Origin of the sequence: Bacillus sp. NH11B (assembly GCF_001884205.1) — a bacterium.
Classification (GTDB): Bacteria; Bacillota; Bacilli; order Bacillales; family Bacillaceae_G; genus Bacillus_A; species Bacillus_A proteolyticus.
This window is the reverse complement of the sequence record NZ_MAOG01000020.1, coordinates 117,169-132,304: the sequence shown is the minus strand read 5'-3', so window position 1 is coordinate 132,304 and position 15,136 is coordinate 117,169. Positions and strand designations below refer to the sequence as shown.

Sequence of the window (15,136 nt, the reverse complement as noted above, 5' to 3'; positions counted from 1 at the left end):
ATGACCGGATATTAATTTTGGTCATTTTTAAAAAGGGGGATAAATTATGAAATGGCATAAGTTGCTTAGCAAAGAATTTGCAGAGATTATAAAAAGTAAAAAAATATTAATCCCAATCATTGCGGTTTTATTTGTACCGATTTTATATGCAGGTATGTTTTTATGGGCTTTTTGGGATCCGTATGAACAGCTAGATGACTTACCAGTTGCGGTAGTCAATTTAGATAAAGGTGCAGAACTTGATGGGAAACCAATTGAGGTCGGGAAAGGGCTCGTTGATAACTTAAAAGATAATAAAAGTTTTAAATGGGAATTTGTAAGTGAAAAAGAAGCGAAAGAGGGAATGGAAGGCAGAAAGTACTACATGTTAGTACGTATTCCAGATGACTTCTCAAGTAACGCTACAACAGTATTAAAAGACGATCCGAAACCATTGAATTTAGAATATATTCCGAATGAAAGTTTGAACTTCTTATCTTCACAAATTGGCGGAACAGCCATTGAAAAAATTAAAAGTGAAGTATCAAGCACGTTAACGAAAACATATGCAGAGAAAATGTTTGATTCTATTAGAGACGTCTCAAAAGGATTAGCAGATGGAGCGGACGGGGCAAATAAGTTACATGACGGTACCGGTGAGTTGCATGACGGTTCGAGTAAAGTGACGGATGGGCTTTATACGTTGCAAGGAAAGTCTGGTGAGATGAAGGATGGAGTTCAGAAATTAGCAGATGGATCTAGTAAATTATTAGATGGGTCCGGAAAAGTAACAGATGGTTTAAATACATTAAATAGTAAAACAGGCGAAATACAAACGGGTATAGGGAAATTACAAGATGGATCAGAGAAAGTAACTGGTGGTTTGAATACGTTAGTAAATAAATCAGGTGAATTAAAAACAGGAACGAATGAATTAGCAAATGGTATGGAAAAACTTGTTGGAGGACAAAGTCAATTAGAGGGAGCTTCCCAAAAAATTGAAAAGGGTTTGCAAGAGTTAAATAGTACAGTGAAAAATTCTGTTGCAGGTTTAGAGGGAATGCGGTCGAAAGTTCCTTCTATATTAAATACAGTAAATGAGAAAATAGATGGAGCTGGGGAAAATGTAAATCAGTTAAATGAATTTACTCAATCAACAGCAGGGGATGCAAAAACGGCAGCACAAGATGTAGCGAATTTGCAAAAGCAAATCGAGAGTTTACCAAAAGAATATCAAGAGCAGCTACAACCATATATAGCAAATGCGACAAAAAGTACAGCGACAGTTCAGCAGAAAGCCATTGGAGTAGCAGGTGGAACAAATAAATTAAATGAAGAAGTAAAACAATTAAAAGGTGAAATAAATCAAACGACAAGTGAAATGCAAAACAAACTACCGAATTCAGAAGGGGTCAAAACTTTAACGGATGGTATTGAGAAATTAATGAATGCGCAAAACGAATTTGTAAGTAAATTTCATGGATTTGGTGAAGGATTAAGTAATGCCAAAGTAGGTGTAGATAAATTAAATAACGGGTCAGGTCAATTAATTGATGGAGTAACGCAATTAGCGGATGGCTCAAGTAAAGTAACTGGCGGTTTAGGCTCATTATCTGTAGGAGCAAACCAAATGACAGGCGGAATAACCCAATTAGCAGATGGCTCAAATCAAGTAACAACTGGATTAGGTACTCTAAATGGTGGTCTAAATAAAATGTCAACTGGCTCAACTCAGCTAATCGACGGAGTAAATAAACTAACAGACGGATCTGGAAAAGTGACAGATGGACTTGTGAAAGTAAACGATGGTTCAGGTACACTGGCTGAGAAACTTGGTGAAGGTGCAGAAAAAACAGGAGAAGTAAAAGGTACGGATAAAACGTATGATATGTTTGCAAGTCCTGTAAAAGTGAAGACGGAGAAAATGGCGGAAGTTCCAAACTACGGAACAGGATTCACACCATATTTCTTATCACTCGGTTTATTCGTTGGGGCATTACTATTATCTATCGTATACCCATTACGCGATACAGTTGGCGTTCCGAAATCAGGATTCAGCTGGTTTATTAGTAAGTTTGGCGTTTTACTATCAGTCGGTATTATTCAAGCAATAGTAGCAGATGTCATATTACTGTTCTGGTTAGGTGTAGAAGTACAAAGTATTCCATACTTCATACTCTTTAGCGTCGTTACAAGTTTAGCGTTCATCGCATTAATTCAATGTTTAGTAACAGCATTCGGTGATGCAGGGCGTTTCATCGCCATCATCACATTAATTATTCAGCTTACAACGAGTGCTGGAACATTCCCACTAGAGTTGATTCCGAAGTATTTACAACCATTTAATGCTTGGCTACCGATGACATACTCTGTATCAGGATTTAAAGCAGTCGTATCAAGCGGAGATTTTAACTTCATGTGGCAAAATATTGGAATACTCATGATCTTTATCGTTGTATTATCAATTGGAACAATCGCTTCATTAACTTTGATGCACAAACGACAATTTAAAAATATTGCTGACAATCAATCGATTGAAGCTTAGAAAAAAGCACCTTTTTGGTGCTTTTTTTATTTTAGTGCAGGGTATCTTTTCTGTAGTTCGTATACAAATGTTTTCCAAATCTCTAGAAATGAAGGAAAAGGAATTACAACAATTTACAGAGAAACATAGAATAGAGGAGTTGATATGATGAAAGGCAATCTTACTTACTATTTTATCTTATATCCGCTAATCTTCTTTCTTGTTTATGCCCTTTCACCTATCTTGTTTGATAAAGAAGAATATACAAGTATGAAAGATATATTGGGAATGATTGTAACGTATTACATTCTAATTAGTGGATATTACTTTATTGATTGTTTAAGTGAAAGAATAAAGAAAAACGGTAAAGAAAAACAGTAAAGTTTCATTATTTAAAAGCTGATGGAGGATAACAAAATGACCGAAAGTGAAATGAAATTTAGAGATACGACCATTCGTAACTTTTTCGATAAAGAGGACCGCTTAAAATCGATTCCAGGTCAAAAGAAGAAAAAACTAGTATTGTTAGAGCATTTAGTTAGCAAGTTAAACGCTGAAAATCAATATACAGAAAAAGAAATTAATACATTCATAAAACAATATCATGATGATTTTTGTACGATTAGACGCGAGTTTATCGTGCATGGATTTATGGATCGTGAGGATAATATGTACCATATAAACGGGAGAGAAGTGTGGACGAAGTGGGAGGAGCTAAAGTAATGAATCAGCGGGGAGATCCCCACTGATTCAGAATTTAAGCTAGTTGTGCATTTTTTTGTAGTAAGTCTATGAACCCTTCAATATTTGAACTTGTAATGTATCCCAACGTTATATATTCATCTTCATAGTAAAATATTATTTTTTTATCAAAGATTCTTCTCTTCGTTTCTATAGATACAATTTTTTTATACTCAAATTCGGCAATGAATGTATTTTTACATTGTCCATAAAAGAGAAGCCTTCTATTAGTAGCCAGTAGCATGCCTGGATACGGGACTTTATGCGTATTCATATAGTCAGTAAGTGAACATTTTAAAGTAGATATAATAACTTCTTCTTTATGTAATAGTTGTTTTGCAGCTGTTAAGATTAGATTCATTGTATGTCTTCCTTTTTTTATTTAGATGTATGAATATTGTATCAAAAGTGGAAAGATTCTCAATATGTAATGATGCATATTGAGAGTTTTGGTTGGATGGCTTTTTAAAGAAAAAGGTACGAGGTGATTTAGTGATACGATTAGCAAAAGAGGCTGATGCGGAAGCAATTATAGATATTAGAAAAGAAATTATATTATCGGAAACTACTACAAAGTTTTTCATAGTATCTCCAAAGAAATTACCAAATGACATTGATGCAGAAAGAGAAAAGATACGGAAAAGCAATGAGAAAGGTAATCTTTACATAGTTTATGAAGTAGATAGTAAGGTGGTTGGCTTTTTACTTTTCAATCGATATGAACTAGAACGTTTACGACATGCAGGTACAATGGGAATGGGGATTAGAGAGGCATACTGTAATCAAGGCATTGGTACGAAGCTAATTGAATTTCTTATTAGTTGGGCTAAAGGGCAGAAAGGTTTAGAGAAAATTTGCTTAGGCGTAGTTTCTATTAATAATCGGGCGATTAAGGTGTATAAACGTATGGGATTTGTAGAAGAAGGAAGACAAAGAAAGCAAATTAAATATGAAGATGGATCGTATGGAGATGACGTATTGATGGGGTTTTACATTGAATAAAAAAGAGAAGTCTTCCATTAGTAGCATGCTGGAATACGGGATTTTATGAGTAATCGTATAGTCAGTGAACATTTTAATGAAGAGACCGCCAATATTGGCAGTCTCTTTTTAGTGGCAATGTTTACACTTAGCAAACCGTAAGTTCCAGTCGATTTTTCTGACGAAGATGATGTGAAAAATGCATAGAAATAAGCTGGAACCATTCTGTTGCATTTAAGTAACCAAGCCCAGGGTGTTCGACTTTACAATTATTTGAAATAGAAGTAAGTGTTGCTTCGGTATTTTTTACAATTGTAATTAATTCTAGAAATTGTTTCTGCACTTCTTCTTTGTTAGTTGGGTTTTCAGGTGTATATCCTGGATGACCTGGCACTTTGATTTGTATGTCCGGGAAAGCCCCCAGTATATATACTTTTTCACCCATATCGGTTTTTTTGTTAGTTACTGAGGGTGTTTCAGTTTTACATTTCGCGATGGCATTTAATTGCATGTATGTGGAGGCAACTAAATGATTATACATTTGACCGAGGGACCATTCCTCACTAGAAGGCTTCATCCTAAATTGTTCTATAGAGTATTTTTCTAACTCCTCTATGTAATACTTTGCTAACTCCTCGAATTTCATCATCTTGCTAACTCCTTTTTATGAAAATGTATTTGTTAATATCTACTATAAAGGAGGGCTGCTGACAACATTATGTCAGTAGTGAAATGGAAAAATTAAAAGTTTTAACATTTTTTTTACTTCATCATATATTTTCTCAGAAAGAATTTTTGGCTCTAGTACTTGCACTTGGCTTCCCCAGCTTAATACCCATTGAAATACTTCGTCTATGCTTCTTGATTTCAAAAAGACGTGAAAACCATTATCTTTATGCTCGTATGAATCTATAAAAAAGTATCGTGATTCAATAATTTTATGCGCAATGTGGGCTGGGAATAATAAATGGATTGTAACAGTACGATTGTTTTCAGGTTGATAGTCTTGTAAAGAAAAGTCCTTCGGTTTTGTAAAAAATTCTTGTTCTTGCTGTAATGTATCCATACGGTCTAAGCGAAAATTACGTATTTGTTTTCGCAGTAAACAATGAGCAACGATGTACCAAATTCCTGAAATGTTGACTAAACCGTAAGGATGAACGGTACGTTTTGTTTTCGTAGTTTCTCTCGGTTTACGATATGAAAAAGAGATAGATTGCTCTCTTTGAATAGCTTCTTGTAACAAGAAAAGTTGGCTCTCTAGTTTTTCTTGCTCGGCTTGCTGGTTTGAAAATATAGGAGAAAGGAAACGGAAAGTTCCTCGCAATTCCTCAATTTTCTTTTGTTGATCAGTAGGGAGGACTATCTCAAGTTTCTCTTTTGCTGATTGCGCATGTACAGAAAAAGAAGAGGTGAAAGCTTTCTCAATATAATCACCGCCCAATAAAAGAGTAACGGCCTCTTCTGGCGTAAGCTGAATGGGTGGTAAGAAATAACCATCCATTAATGAATAGCCGTGACCAGGCATTGAAAAAATGGGAACGCCGGATTCGCTGAGTGCGTCCATATCTCGATAAATAGTGCGTATACTTGTCTCAAATTTTTCAGCTAAGCTTTGTGCTGTGACAGTTTGTTTTCTTTGTAATTCAATTAATATAGCTAATAAACGATCCGTCCGATTCATGAAATATCATCCTTTATTTTATAAATATTCTTATTGTAAAATTCTAAAAGTAGTGTGTAACTTCCTTCCATTAACAGACTTTTCCCTATGTATAATATTAATATAGTAAAATCATAACAACCTATATTGCAGTTTCCAATAATATACTATATAATCAGGATAAGAAAACGTTTTCATGCAAAGGGGGAAAATTTCGTGTCGACTATCGAGGACGTGGCGAAATTAGCGGGGTTATCAAGGACAACGGTTTCTAGGGTGATTAATAATCATCCATATGTTTCAGATGAGAAGAAAAAAAGGGTTCAATTAGCGATGAAGCATTTAGGCTTCGTTCCTAATTCTGCGGCGAGAAGGCTTCGTAAACAAAAAACGGAAACAATTGCGGTGCTTGTTCCAAGGATTACAAATCCTTTCTTCAGTCGATTTATTGAAGCAATCGAGATTGCTGCTTCTGAACATAAATATAAACTGATTATTTGTCAAACAAGATATTTACCAGAAAAAGAGATGGAGTATTTACAATTATTATCTACGAAACAAGTAGATGGGATTATTCTATGTTCACTAGAAAATCCGTGGGAAGATGTAGAGCCATACTTACAACACGGTCCAATCGTGTTATGTAATGAATATATTGAAGAAGCAAATGTCCCAACAGTGAAATTTGATCATGCGCAAGGAGCATACATAGCTGCCAATCATGTATTAGAACAAGGCTATCGTAATCTTATTTTTTGCCGTGGTAACGAAACCAAAGTTGTTAGCCAACAGCGAAAAATGGGCTTTTTACGCGCTATTACTGAAAAGAGTAGAGAAGTGGAAGCAATCGATTTTCTTGAAAACGCTTTCTCTTGGGATGATGGAAAAAGAATATTCCATGAAGTATTAAAGGACAAAAAAAATCCTACCGCGATTTTGGCAGGAGGCGACGAGGTTGCAGCTGGAATTATCTCAGAGGCGAAACGCCATAATTGGAGTATCCCAGAGGATCTCGCTGTTATCGGTTTTGATAATCAAATTTTATCACAGATTACAGAGCCAGGTATTACGACAATTGAACAGCCAATCGATGAGATGGCTCGAAAAGTTGTCGACTTAATGATGGATAAAATCCATACGAAAAATTATCGAAAAAAAGAATTGTATGAGTTTGAACTGGAGCTCTTGGTGAAAGGTTCAACGATGAAGGATACGATGTTATTAGCCTAGTAGACTATGTCTGCTAGGTTTTTTTATGTTCACAAACTACTATTCTTCGTGAACGCAATCGTCACATTTGTTATGGTATGCTTCGTGCTGCTCATCAATTTCTTTCCCGCAGTGTGCACAAGTTTTCGTCGGTAAATTTCTGAAAAACTCCATTGGTTGATCGATCATGTCAATCCCTCCATTTCCATTTCTTACTATCATTGTATTAGTACAAAAAACAAAAGTCAACAACTGTTTTATAACAAAATTGAAAATTAATGAAAAAGTTTAGGAAATGGATTATAGTTAACAATGTAGGATGTACGTAAAACATGCATTCCTACTCGGTTTTAGAAAGGATGGATACATATGAAAATGACTGTTGTCGGCTTTTGGGGCGGCTTTCCAGAAGCGGGAGAAGCAACGTCGGGGTATTTGTTTGAACACGATGGTTTTCGTTTACTTGTAGACTGTGGCAGTGGTGTACTAGCACAGCTTCAAAAATATATAACACCATCTGATATAGATGCAGTTGTACTGTCGCACTATCATCACGATCATGTTGCAGACATTGGGGTATTGCAATATGCGAGATTAATTACGAGTGCCACAAAAGGACAACTACCGGAGTTACCAATATACGGTCATTCGTTTGATGAGAACGGATTTAATTCTTTAACGCATGCACCGCATACGAAAGGAATCGCGTACAATCCAGAAGAAACACTTCAAGTTGGACCGTTTTCCATTTCATTCTTAAAAACTGTTCATCCTGTTACATGCTTTGCGATGCGCATTACAGCGGGTGATGACGCTGTAGTATATAGCGCAGATTCAAGTTATATTCCTGAATTTATTCCGTTCACAAAAGATGCTGATCTTTTCATTTGTGAATGTAATATGTATGCACATCAAGAAGCAGCAAAAGCAGGGCACATGAATAGTACAGAAGTAGCAAGTATTGCGAAAACTGCAAATGTAAAAGAACTTTTATTAACGCACTTACCGCATACAGGCAATCCATCTGATTTAGTAACAGAAGCAAAACAAATTTTCAGTGGCCACATTATGCTTGCGCATAGTGGTTACATCTGGAATTCATGAGGTGATATGATGTTATTTATTGATAATAAAGGGATTACAGATCCTAGAATAAACTTAGCGATTGAAGAATATTGTGTGAAGAATTTAGATATTAACGAAACATATTTATTGTTCTACATTAACGAACCTTCAATTATCATTGGTAAAAACCAAAACACAGTAGAAGAAATTAATGCAGATTACGTAAAAGAAAAAGGTATTCATGTCGTTCGTCGTCTATCAGGCGGAGGCGCAGTATATCACGATTTAGGAAACTTAAACTTCAGCTTTATTACGAAAGATGATGGAGATAGTTTCAGCAACTTCAAAAAATTCACAGAGCCTGTAACGAAAGCGCTTAGTAAATTAGGCGTAAATGCAGAGCTAAGTGGTCGTAACGACATTTTAGCTGAAGGTAGAAAAATTTCAGGTAACGCGCAGTTCTCAACGAAAGGTCGTATGTTCAGTCATGGTACGTTACTATTTGACTCTGAAATCGATCACGTCGTATCAGCGTTAAAAGTAAAAATGGATAAGATCCAATCAAAAGGAATTAAATCAATACGTAGCCGCGTTGCGAACATTACAGAGTTCTTAAACGAAAAAATGACGACAGAAGAGTTTAGACAACTTCTTCTAGAAACAATTTTCGAAGGAGAAACAGAAATCCCAACGTACGAATTAACAGAGAATGATTGGAAAGAGATCCATAAACTTTCTGAAGAGCGCTACCAAAATTGGGACTGGAACTACGGAAAATCACCGAAGTTCAACTTACAACATTCACACCGTTTCCCAGTTGGACAAGTTGACGTTCGCCTTGAAGTGAAAAAAGGAACAGTAACAGAATGTAAAATTTACGGTGATTTCTTCGGATCACTAGATGTTCATGACATTGAAGAACGTCTAACAGGCATACAATTTGATAAAGATGCATTCGCTGTAGCTTTAGAAGGCGTAGATATAGTGCGCTACTTTGGTAATATTACAACAGAAGATTTCTTACATTTATTCTTCTAAAAATGAGAGAGGTTGTCATAAAGGGCAGCCTCTTTCTTTTTGTTTAGGTTGTCAGGATTTGTCGGTAAATCGATATATCTGGAAAATCGCCCATATAATTTTATTTACCACAAAACATAAAATCACAGGACATCTGCCCCTTACAAAGGAATATATATTCAAAAGGAGGCACGGATCGAAATGAAAAGGGTAATGTCCGTTGTATTATTGCTCAGCTTAGTCATCGGCATGACAGCTTGTAACGATGAAACGTCCTCAAGTCGCACACTTTTATCTATTGGAAAACCAGCGAAAGATAATGTTATATATTTTACGCATACAGATAACAGACGAAAGATACAGGAAATACAAAACATGTTTCAAAATAAGAAGTGGAAAAGAAATGAAACATTCAGCACTGTTAATAAAACACCAGATGTCGTCTTTTCAATAGATGAAGACAATACAGGGTTACCGACATTATATGTTACGGTGTATTTTCATGAAGATGGAGCGGACGCTCTTAACTTGCACGGGGAGCATACGACGTTAAATAAAGAGGAACTTAATAAACTTAGAGAAAAGATGAATGCATATTATCCTAAAATGATTTCTGTACTAGTTTAATAATTTGCTGGTAAGTGGAATTCCCTTATCCTTCCAAAGAAATTCAACAGAAGATGCTCCGTGTATATGCAGTTAATAGAATATCACTTGCCACTTTAATTTTCTTTTAATATAATTAATTTAGAATTTTTAAATATTCTAAATTTTATAAAGGTGGGATTTGTGTGAATCTCGTTCAATCTTTGGCTGAAACGGCAAAAAATAAGGGGGATAAACCGGCGTACATATTTATGGATCAGTCGGTCTCATATGACCAATTAAACGAAATGGTCACTAGGTTTTCTGGCAATTTAGCAAAAATGGGCATTGGAAAAGGGGACAATGTCGCATTAGCTGTAGGCAATTCACCACATTTTTTAGTCGGTTTATACGGAACGATGAAAGCCGGAGCAACTGTCATTCCGATTAATCCAATTTATACAGCAGATGAAATACATTATATTTTACAAAATGGAGATGTAAAAACAATCATTGTACTCGACGTCCTTCTACCTGTTATACAATCTCTTACAACAAGACTTCCTTCACTTGAAAACATCATCATATGCGAAACCTCATCAGATTTTACTCATATAGAAACCGAAAAAATGAAAACGTTTACTAGTCTTATAGGAACTGGAGATATAACTTACGAAGGTCCTGAACTAGATGAAGAAGATGTAGCTGTTATTTTATACACTTCAGGTACAACTGGAAAGCCAAAAGGCGCTATGTTAACTCATAAAAATTTATATAGTAATGCTAGCGATGTTGCGTCATATTTACAATATACTGCGGACGATCGCGTCGTTGCAGCATTGCCAATGTTCCATGTGTTCTGTTTAACTGTTGCGGTAAATGCGCCGATTGTGAACGGGGCAACGATTTTAATGGTACCGAGGTTCAGTCCGAAAGAAGTATTCCGTATTTGTCGTACGTATGAACCAACGATTTTTGCTGGTGTACCGACGATGTACAATTACTTATATTTATTTGAAGAAGCAAGCGCAGAAGATGTGAAGACACTTCGTCTCTGTATTTCAGGTGGTGCATCAATGCCTGTTGCCCTTCTGAAAAACTTTGAACAACGTTTTGATGTTATCGTTTCAGAAGGATACGGATTATCAGAAGCATCACCAGTTACTTGTTTTAATCCGTTAGATCGTCCTCGTAAACCAGGTTCGATTGGTACAAATATTTGGCATGTAGAAAATAAAATTGTGAATGAACTTGGGGAAGAAGTACCTGTCGGTGCAGTTGGGGAGTTAATTGTTCGCGGACCTAACGTTATGAAGGGTTACTATAATGCGCCAGAAGATACAGCTGCGACACTTAAAGATGGCTGGCTATATACAGGTGACTTAGCGAAAATGGATGAAGAAGGTTACTTCTATATCGTCGATCGCAAAAAAGATATTGTTTTAGTTGGTGGTTATAACGTATACCCTCGTGAAGTAGAAGAAGTATTATATACTCACGATTCGGTAGCTGAAGTTGTTGTAATTGGCGTTCCTGATGAAAACTTAGGAGAAGCAGTTCGAGCTTACGTCGTTCTGAAACAAACGAACGTAACAGAAGAAGAACTGATGCATTACTGTACGCTACATTTAGCGAAATATAAAGTACCAAAGAGCATTGAGTTTTTAACAGAATTGCCGAAGAATACAACTGGTAAATTGTTAAGAAGAGCTTTGAGAGAGAAGGCATTGCAAGTATAAAAATTAAGGTATTCATCTCTATGACTAAGTGTTATAGAGGTGGATATCTTTTTGTTTTTTAGAATTGACTAAGCTATAAGCCCATATATTTAAAACGTAATATGACTAATACGGAGGGGATATGTATGGAGCAGAAGGAATTACGATTACGGAAAGTGCAATATCTCATTTGTGACATTATGGATGAAATGAATATGGAGAGTGAGAAGAAGAACTTAGAAACATTGCAAAAGGTAATTGATCACCTTTCAGGAGCGATTGGGGATTTAGTTGATCCATCGAGTACGTATTCGTTGGACTATTTAGAGAGAAAAGTGCATACTGCTCATTATTTATTGTTTAAAAATGATCGGAAAGCATATTTGTGTAATAAATAGGTATTATTCGTTTAATTTTTTTTATTTGACATTGATAATCATTATCAATATGATAGGGATGTTGGGTATATTCATATAAAGAGAGAGGTCATGTTGATAATGATTAAGAAAAAATATATTAATGCATTCGTTATAGCAGCAACTTTAGTAGTTCCATTTAGCGGTATTATGGCACCGATTGCGAAAGCTGATGCAGCGGTTGAAATGAATGTAAATAGTAAACTTGCAGATGGTACATACGATGTTATTTTTAAAACTTATAAAGATCAAACAAATGAAACATCGGTTGCTTCAACATATTTAAAAAATGCAAAAGTAACAATTCAAGGTGACAAAAAAATCGTTACGTTAACAGTGCAAGATAGTAGCTATTTCCAGTATCTTAGAGTAGAAGATACTAATAAAGTAGGGACATTCCATGATGTGAAAGTGATCTCTGAAGATAAAACAAATAATGGTACGAAGGTTGTCCAATTTGAAATCGATGAGTTCTCGAAAAAATATAATATGCAAATGCATATATTAATTCCAGCAATTAAATATGATCATAAATATCAAGTGCAGTTTGAAATCGATGCAAGTACAATTGAAAAGAAATCTAAGTTCTCAGATGTACCGACTTGGGCAAAAGAGTCAGTGCAATATTTAGTAGACAAAGAGGCAGTACACGGTAAGCCAGATGGTACATTTGCCCCCGCTGAAAATATCGATCGTGGTTCAGCAGCAAAAATATTAGCTACTGTTTTAGGGTTAGAAATTAATAAAGATGCGAAGCCATCATTCCGCGATGCTCAAAATCATTGGGCTACACCTTACATCGCAGCAGTTGAAAAAGCTGGTATTGTAAAAGGTGATGATAAGGGTAACTTTAATCCGAGCGGGCTAATTAACCGTGCATCAATGGCTTCTATGCTTGTAAATGCATATAAATTAGAAAGAAATGAAAATATTAAACTACCAAAAGAATTTGCTGATTTAAAAGATCATTGGGGAGCGAAGTATGCTAATGTTTTAATTCAAGAAAACATTTCAGTTGGAACAGATAATGGCTGGGCTCCTGATAAAGCAGTAAGCCGTGCGGAAGCAGCACAATTTATTGCAAAGACAGATAAATTGAAGAAATAAAATGAAATGAAAATCAGTGAGGGACTATCCTCGCTGATTTTCATTTATTAAGAAAAAATAAATTCCGAGTTGACACATATGAATTGCGGAATTAAAATGAAAAGAAATCAAACAGAATACAATAGAAGCTCATCAGAGAAACTGAAGGCGCACAATGTTCACTTTTGTGAAGAAATTGTGTGCCTTTTTCTATTGTACAAACTAAGGGGGCTTTATATATGAGACAGTGGGGTAAGACAGCATTTATGAAAAGTACAGGTGTTTTATTATCAGCATTTGTTCTTTTATCAGGGTGTGGTTCGGCAACATCCACTAGTAATTCTGAAGGAGGCGGGGATAAAAAGACAGTTGAGCTTTTAAATGTTTCATATGACCCGACTCGTGAGTTGTATCAAGATTTTAATAAAGACTTTGCGAAGTATTGGAAAGAGAAGCATGGTCAAACAGTAAATGTAAAACAATCACACGGGGGATCTGGAAGTCAGGCACGCTCCGTTATTGACGGTTTAGAAGCGGATGTTGTAACGCTCGCACTCGCTTATGATATTGATGCAATTAGTAAGAAGAAACAATTAGCAGAAGATTGGCAGAAGCGACTTGCGGATAATTCTACTCCGTACACATCAACAATTGTATTTCTTGTGAGAAAAGGAAACCCGAAAGGAATTAAAGATTGGGATGATTTAACGAAAAAAGGTGTGTCTGTCATTACACCGAATCCAAAAACATCTGGAGGAGCACGTTGGAACTATTTAGGTGCATGGGGATATGCGCTGAAGAAGTATGACAATAGTGAAGACAAGGCGAAAGAGTTTGTCGGCCAAATTTATAAAAATGTAGAAGTACTAGATTCAGGGGCGCGGGGGGCAACAACAACTTTCGTTGAAAAAGGAATTGGTGATGTGTTAATCGCTTGGGAAAATGAAGCGTTATTATCACAAAAGGAACTTGGAAAAGATAAATTTGAAATTGTAACACCTTCGATTAGTATACTTGCCGAGCCACCAGTAGCGGTTGTAGACAAAGTCGTTGATAAAAAAGGAACGAAAAAAGTAGCAGAAGGATATCTTGAATATTTGTATTCAGAAAAAGGGCAGGAAATTGCGGCGAAAAACTTTTATCGCCCTCGTAACGAGAAAGTAGCAGAAAAGTACGCTTCACAATTTCCGAAAGTTCAATTATTTACAGTAGATGAGCTATTTGGAGGCTGGAAAAAAGCACAAGAAAAGCATTTTAATGATGGCGGCGTATTCGATCAAATGTATAAAAAATAAGGGGGGATGAGGTGACGTTATATGAGGAAAAAGCGAGTCTTACCAGGGTTTGGATTATCTCTCGGATTTACAATGCTGTATATGAGTTTATTCGTACTTATACCACTTTCTATCGTATTTATTCAAACTTCGCAGCTAGGATGGAAGAAATTTGCTGGGGTTATAACGAGTGAGCGCGTTTTGCATTCCTATCAAGTAAGTCTCACAACCTCACTTGTAGCGGCAATCGTAAATGCCATTTTCGGTTTATTAATTGCTTGGGTACTCGTTCGCTACACATTTCCAGGGAAACGGTTATTAGACGGACTAATCGATTTACCATTCGCTCTTCCGACTGCAGTAGCTGGTATTACACTTACGACGCTTTATGCGGAAAATGGCTGGGTTGGAAAAATATTTAGTGTGTTTCATATAAAAGTAGCTTTTACCCAGCTAGGAATTATTATTGCACTGACGTTTATTGGCTTACCATTTGTCGTCCGAATGGTGCAGCCAGTACTGCAAAGTATTGATAAAGAAGTAGAAGAAGCAGCTTCTAGTTTAGGGGCGTCACGCTTCCAAATATTTGTGAAAATCATTTTGCCAGAAATATTCCCGGCTCTACTTGCTGGTTTTTCACTCGCCTTTGCGCGGGCGTTAGGGGAATATGGATCTGTCGTGTTCATTGCAGGTAATATGCCAATGAAAACAGAAATCGCACCGCTTATGATTATGACGAAATTAGAACAATATGATTATGCAGGTGCAACAGCTGTAGCGGCTGTGATGCTTATTATTTCCCTTCTTTTCCTACTACTTATTAATATGATCCAAACTTGGAGTAGAAGGCATGAACTGAAAAGCGAATAGGAGGGGAG

Annotated in this window: 17 protein-coding genes; 13 read left to right on the top strand and 4 right to left on the bottom strand. The window is 36.1% G+C overall.

Annotated features, from left to right (window positions below):
* Window positions 1–46 precede the first annotated feature (46 nt).
* From BAU27_RS05980 to BAU27_RS05970, 3 genes are all read left to right on the top strand, one after another.
* A complete protein-coding gene (locus BAU27_RS05980; protein WP_071770359.1) occupies window positions 47–2,524 on the top strand; it encodes a YhgE/Pip domain-containing protein in 2,478 nt (825 codons plus the stop codon).
* Window positions 2,525–2,668: 144 nt separating this feature from the next.
* Window positions 2,669–2,884, top strand: coding sequence for a hypothetical protein (locus tag BAU27_RS05975; RefSeq protein WP_071744562.1), 216 nt, complete (start codon window positions 2,669–2,671; stop codon window positions 2,882–2,884).
* Between the two features lie 36 nt (window positions 2,885–2,920).
* Window positions 2,921–3,226, top strand: coding sequence for a DUF2087 domain-containing protein (locus BAU27_RS05970; protein ID WP_071744563.1), 306 nt, complete (start codon window positions 2,921–2,923; stop codon window positions 3,224–3,226).
* 34 nt (window positions 3,227–3,260) lie between these two features.
* On the opposite strand, the gene BAU27_RS05965 is transcribed toward BAU27_RS05970, so the two are convergent.
* The gene (locus BAU27_RS05965; protein ID WP_071744564.1) at window positions 3,261–3,605 is read right to left on the bottom strand and encodes a PH domain-containing protein; all 345 of its coding nucleotides are present in this window, start codon (window positions 3,603–3,605) and stop codon (window positions 3,261–3,263) included.
* Between the two features lie 131 nt (window positions 3,606–3,736).
* On the opposite strand from BAU27_RS05965, the gene BAU27_RS05960 reads away from it, so the two are divergent.
* The gene (locus tag BAU27_RS05960; RefSeq protein ID WP_071744632.1) at window positions 3,737–4,246 is read left to right on the top strand and encodes a GNAT family N-acetyltransferase; all 510 of its coding nucleotides are present in this window, start codon (window positions 3,737–3,739) and stop codon (window positions 4,244–4,246) included.
* A 127-nt stretch (window positions 4,247–4,373) separates the two neighbouring features.
* Here BAU27_RS05960 and BAU27_RS05955 read toward each other — a convergent pair whose 3' ends face one another.
* Together BAU27_RS05955 and BAU27_RS05950 are read right to left on the bottom strand one after the other, a co-directional pair.
* On the bottom strand, window positions 4,374–4,874 hold the full coding sequence (locus tag BAU27_RS05955; protein WP_071744565.1) for a DinB family protein: 501 nt from the start codon (window positions 4,872–4,874) through the stop codon (window positions 4,374–4,376).
* 72 nt (window positions 4,875–4,946) lie between these two features.
* Entirely contained in the window at window positions 4,947–5,909 is a 963-nt protein-coding gene (locus BAU27_RS05950) for a helix-turn-helix transcriptional regulator (RefSeq protein WP_071744566.1), read from the bottom strand.
* 195 nt (window positions 5,910–6,104) lie between these two features.
* Here BAU27_RS05950 and BAU27_RS05945 point away from each other — a divergent pair, with 195 nt between their 5' ends.
* Window positions 6,105–7,118, top strand: a complete 1,014-nt coding sequence (locus tag BAU27_RS05945) for a LacI family DNA-binding transcriptional regulator (RefSeq protein ID WP_071744567.1) — start codon at window positions 6,105–6,107, stop codon at window positions 7,116–7,118.
* A 39-nt stretch (window positions 7,119–7,157) separates the two neighbouring features.
* On the opposite strand, the gene yhfH is transcribed toward BAU27_RS05945, so the two are convergent.
* A complete protein-coding gene (gene yhfH, locus BAU27_RS05940; RefSeq protein WP_000567010.1) occupies window positions 7,158–7,286 on the bottom strand; it encodes a protein YhfH in 129 nt (42 codons plus the stop codon).
* A 180-nt stretch (window positions 7,287–7,466) separates the two neighbouring features.
* Between yhfH and BAU27_RS05935 the strand changes: the two genes are divergently transcribed.
* The 8 genes from BAU27_RS05935 to cysT all read left to right on the top strand — a co-directional run bounded on the left by BAU27_RS05935 (window position 7,467) and on the right by cysT (window position 15,128).
* A complete protein-coding gene (locus tag BAU27_RS05935; RefSeq protein ID WP_071744568.1) occupies window positions 7,467–8,201 on the top strand; it encodes an MBL fold metallo-hydrolase in 735 nt (244 codons plus the stop codon).
* Window positions 8,202–8,210: 9 nt separating this feature from the next.
* Entirely contained in the window at window positions 8,211–9,200 is a 990-nt protein-coding gene (gene lplA / locus BAU27_RS05930) for a lipoate--protein ligase (RefSeq protein ID WP_071744569.1), read from the top strand.
* Between the two features lie 180 nt (window positions 9,201–9,380).
* Window positions 9,381–9,806 carry a hypothetical protein gene (locus tag BAU27_RS05925; protein WP_071744570.1) on the top strand — a complete coding sequence of 142 codons (426 nt, stop codon included), beginning with the start codon at window positions 9,381–9,383 and terminating at the stop codon, window positions 9,804–9,806.
* 164 nt (window positions 9,807–9,970) lie between these two features.
* The gene (locus BAU27_RS05920; RefSeq protein WP_071770358.1) at window positions 9,971–11,503 is read left to right on the top strand and encodes a fatty acid--CoA ligase family protein; all 1,533 of its coding nucleotides are present in this window, start codon (window positions 9,971–9,973) and stop codon (window positions 11,501–11,503) included.
* A gap of 125 nt (window positions 11,504–11,628) precedes the next feature.
* Window positions 11,629–11,880, top strand: a complete 252-nt coding sequence (locus BAU27_RS05915) for a hypothetical protein (protein ID WP_060749789.1) — start codon at window positions 11,629–11,631, stop codon at window positions 11,878–11,880.
* A gap of 99 nt (window positions 11,881–11,979) precedes the next feature.
* Window positions 11,980–13,005 carry an S-layer homology domain-containing protein gene (locus BAU27_RS05910; RefSeq protein WP_071770357.1) on the top strand — a complete coding sequence of 342 codons (1,026 nt, stop codon included), beginning with the start codon at window positions 11,980–11,982 and terminating at the stop codon, window positions 13,003–13,005.
* A gap of 218 nt (window positions 13,006–13,223) precedes the next feature.
* Complete coding sequence (locus BAU27_RS05905) at window positions 13,224–14,279, top strand: sulfate ABC transporter substrate-binding protein (protein WP_071770356.1); 1,056 nt, start codon at window positions 13,224–13,226, stop codon at window positions 14,277–14,279.
* 21 nt (window positions 14,280–14,300) lie between these two features.
* Entirely contained in the window at window positions 14,301–15,128 is an 828-nt protein-coding gene (cysT, locus tag BAU27_RS05900) for a sulfate ABC transporter permease subunit CysT (protein WP_071744574.1), read from the top strand.
* The last annotated feature ends 8 nt before the right edge of the window (window positions 15,129–15,136 follow it).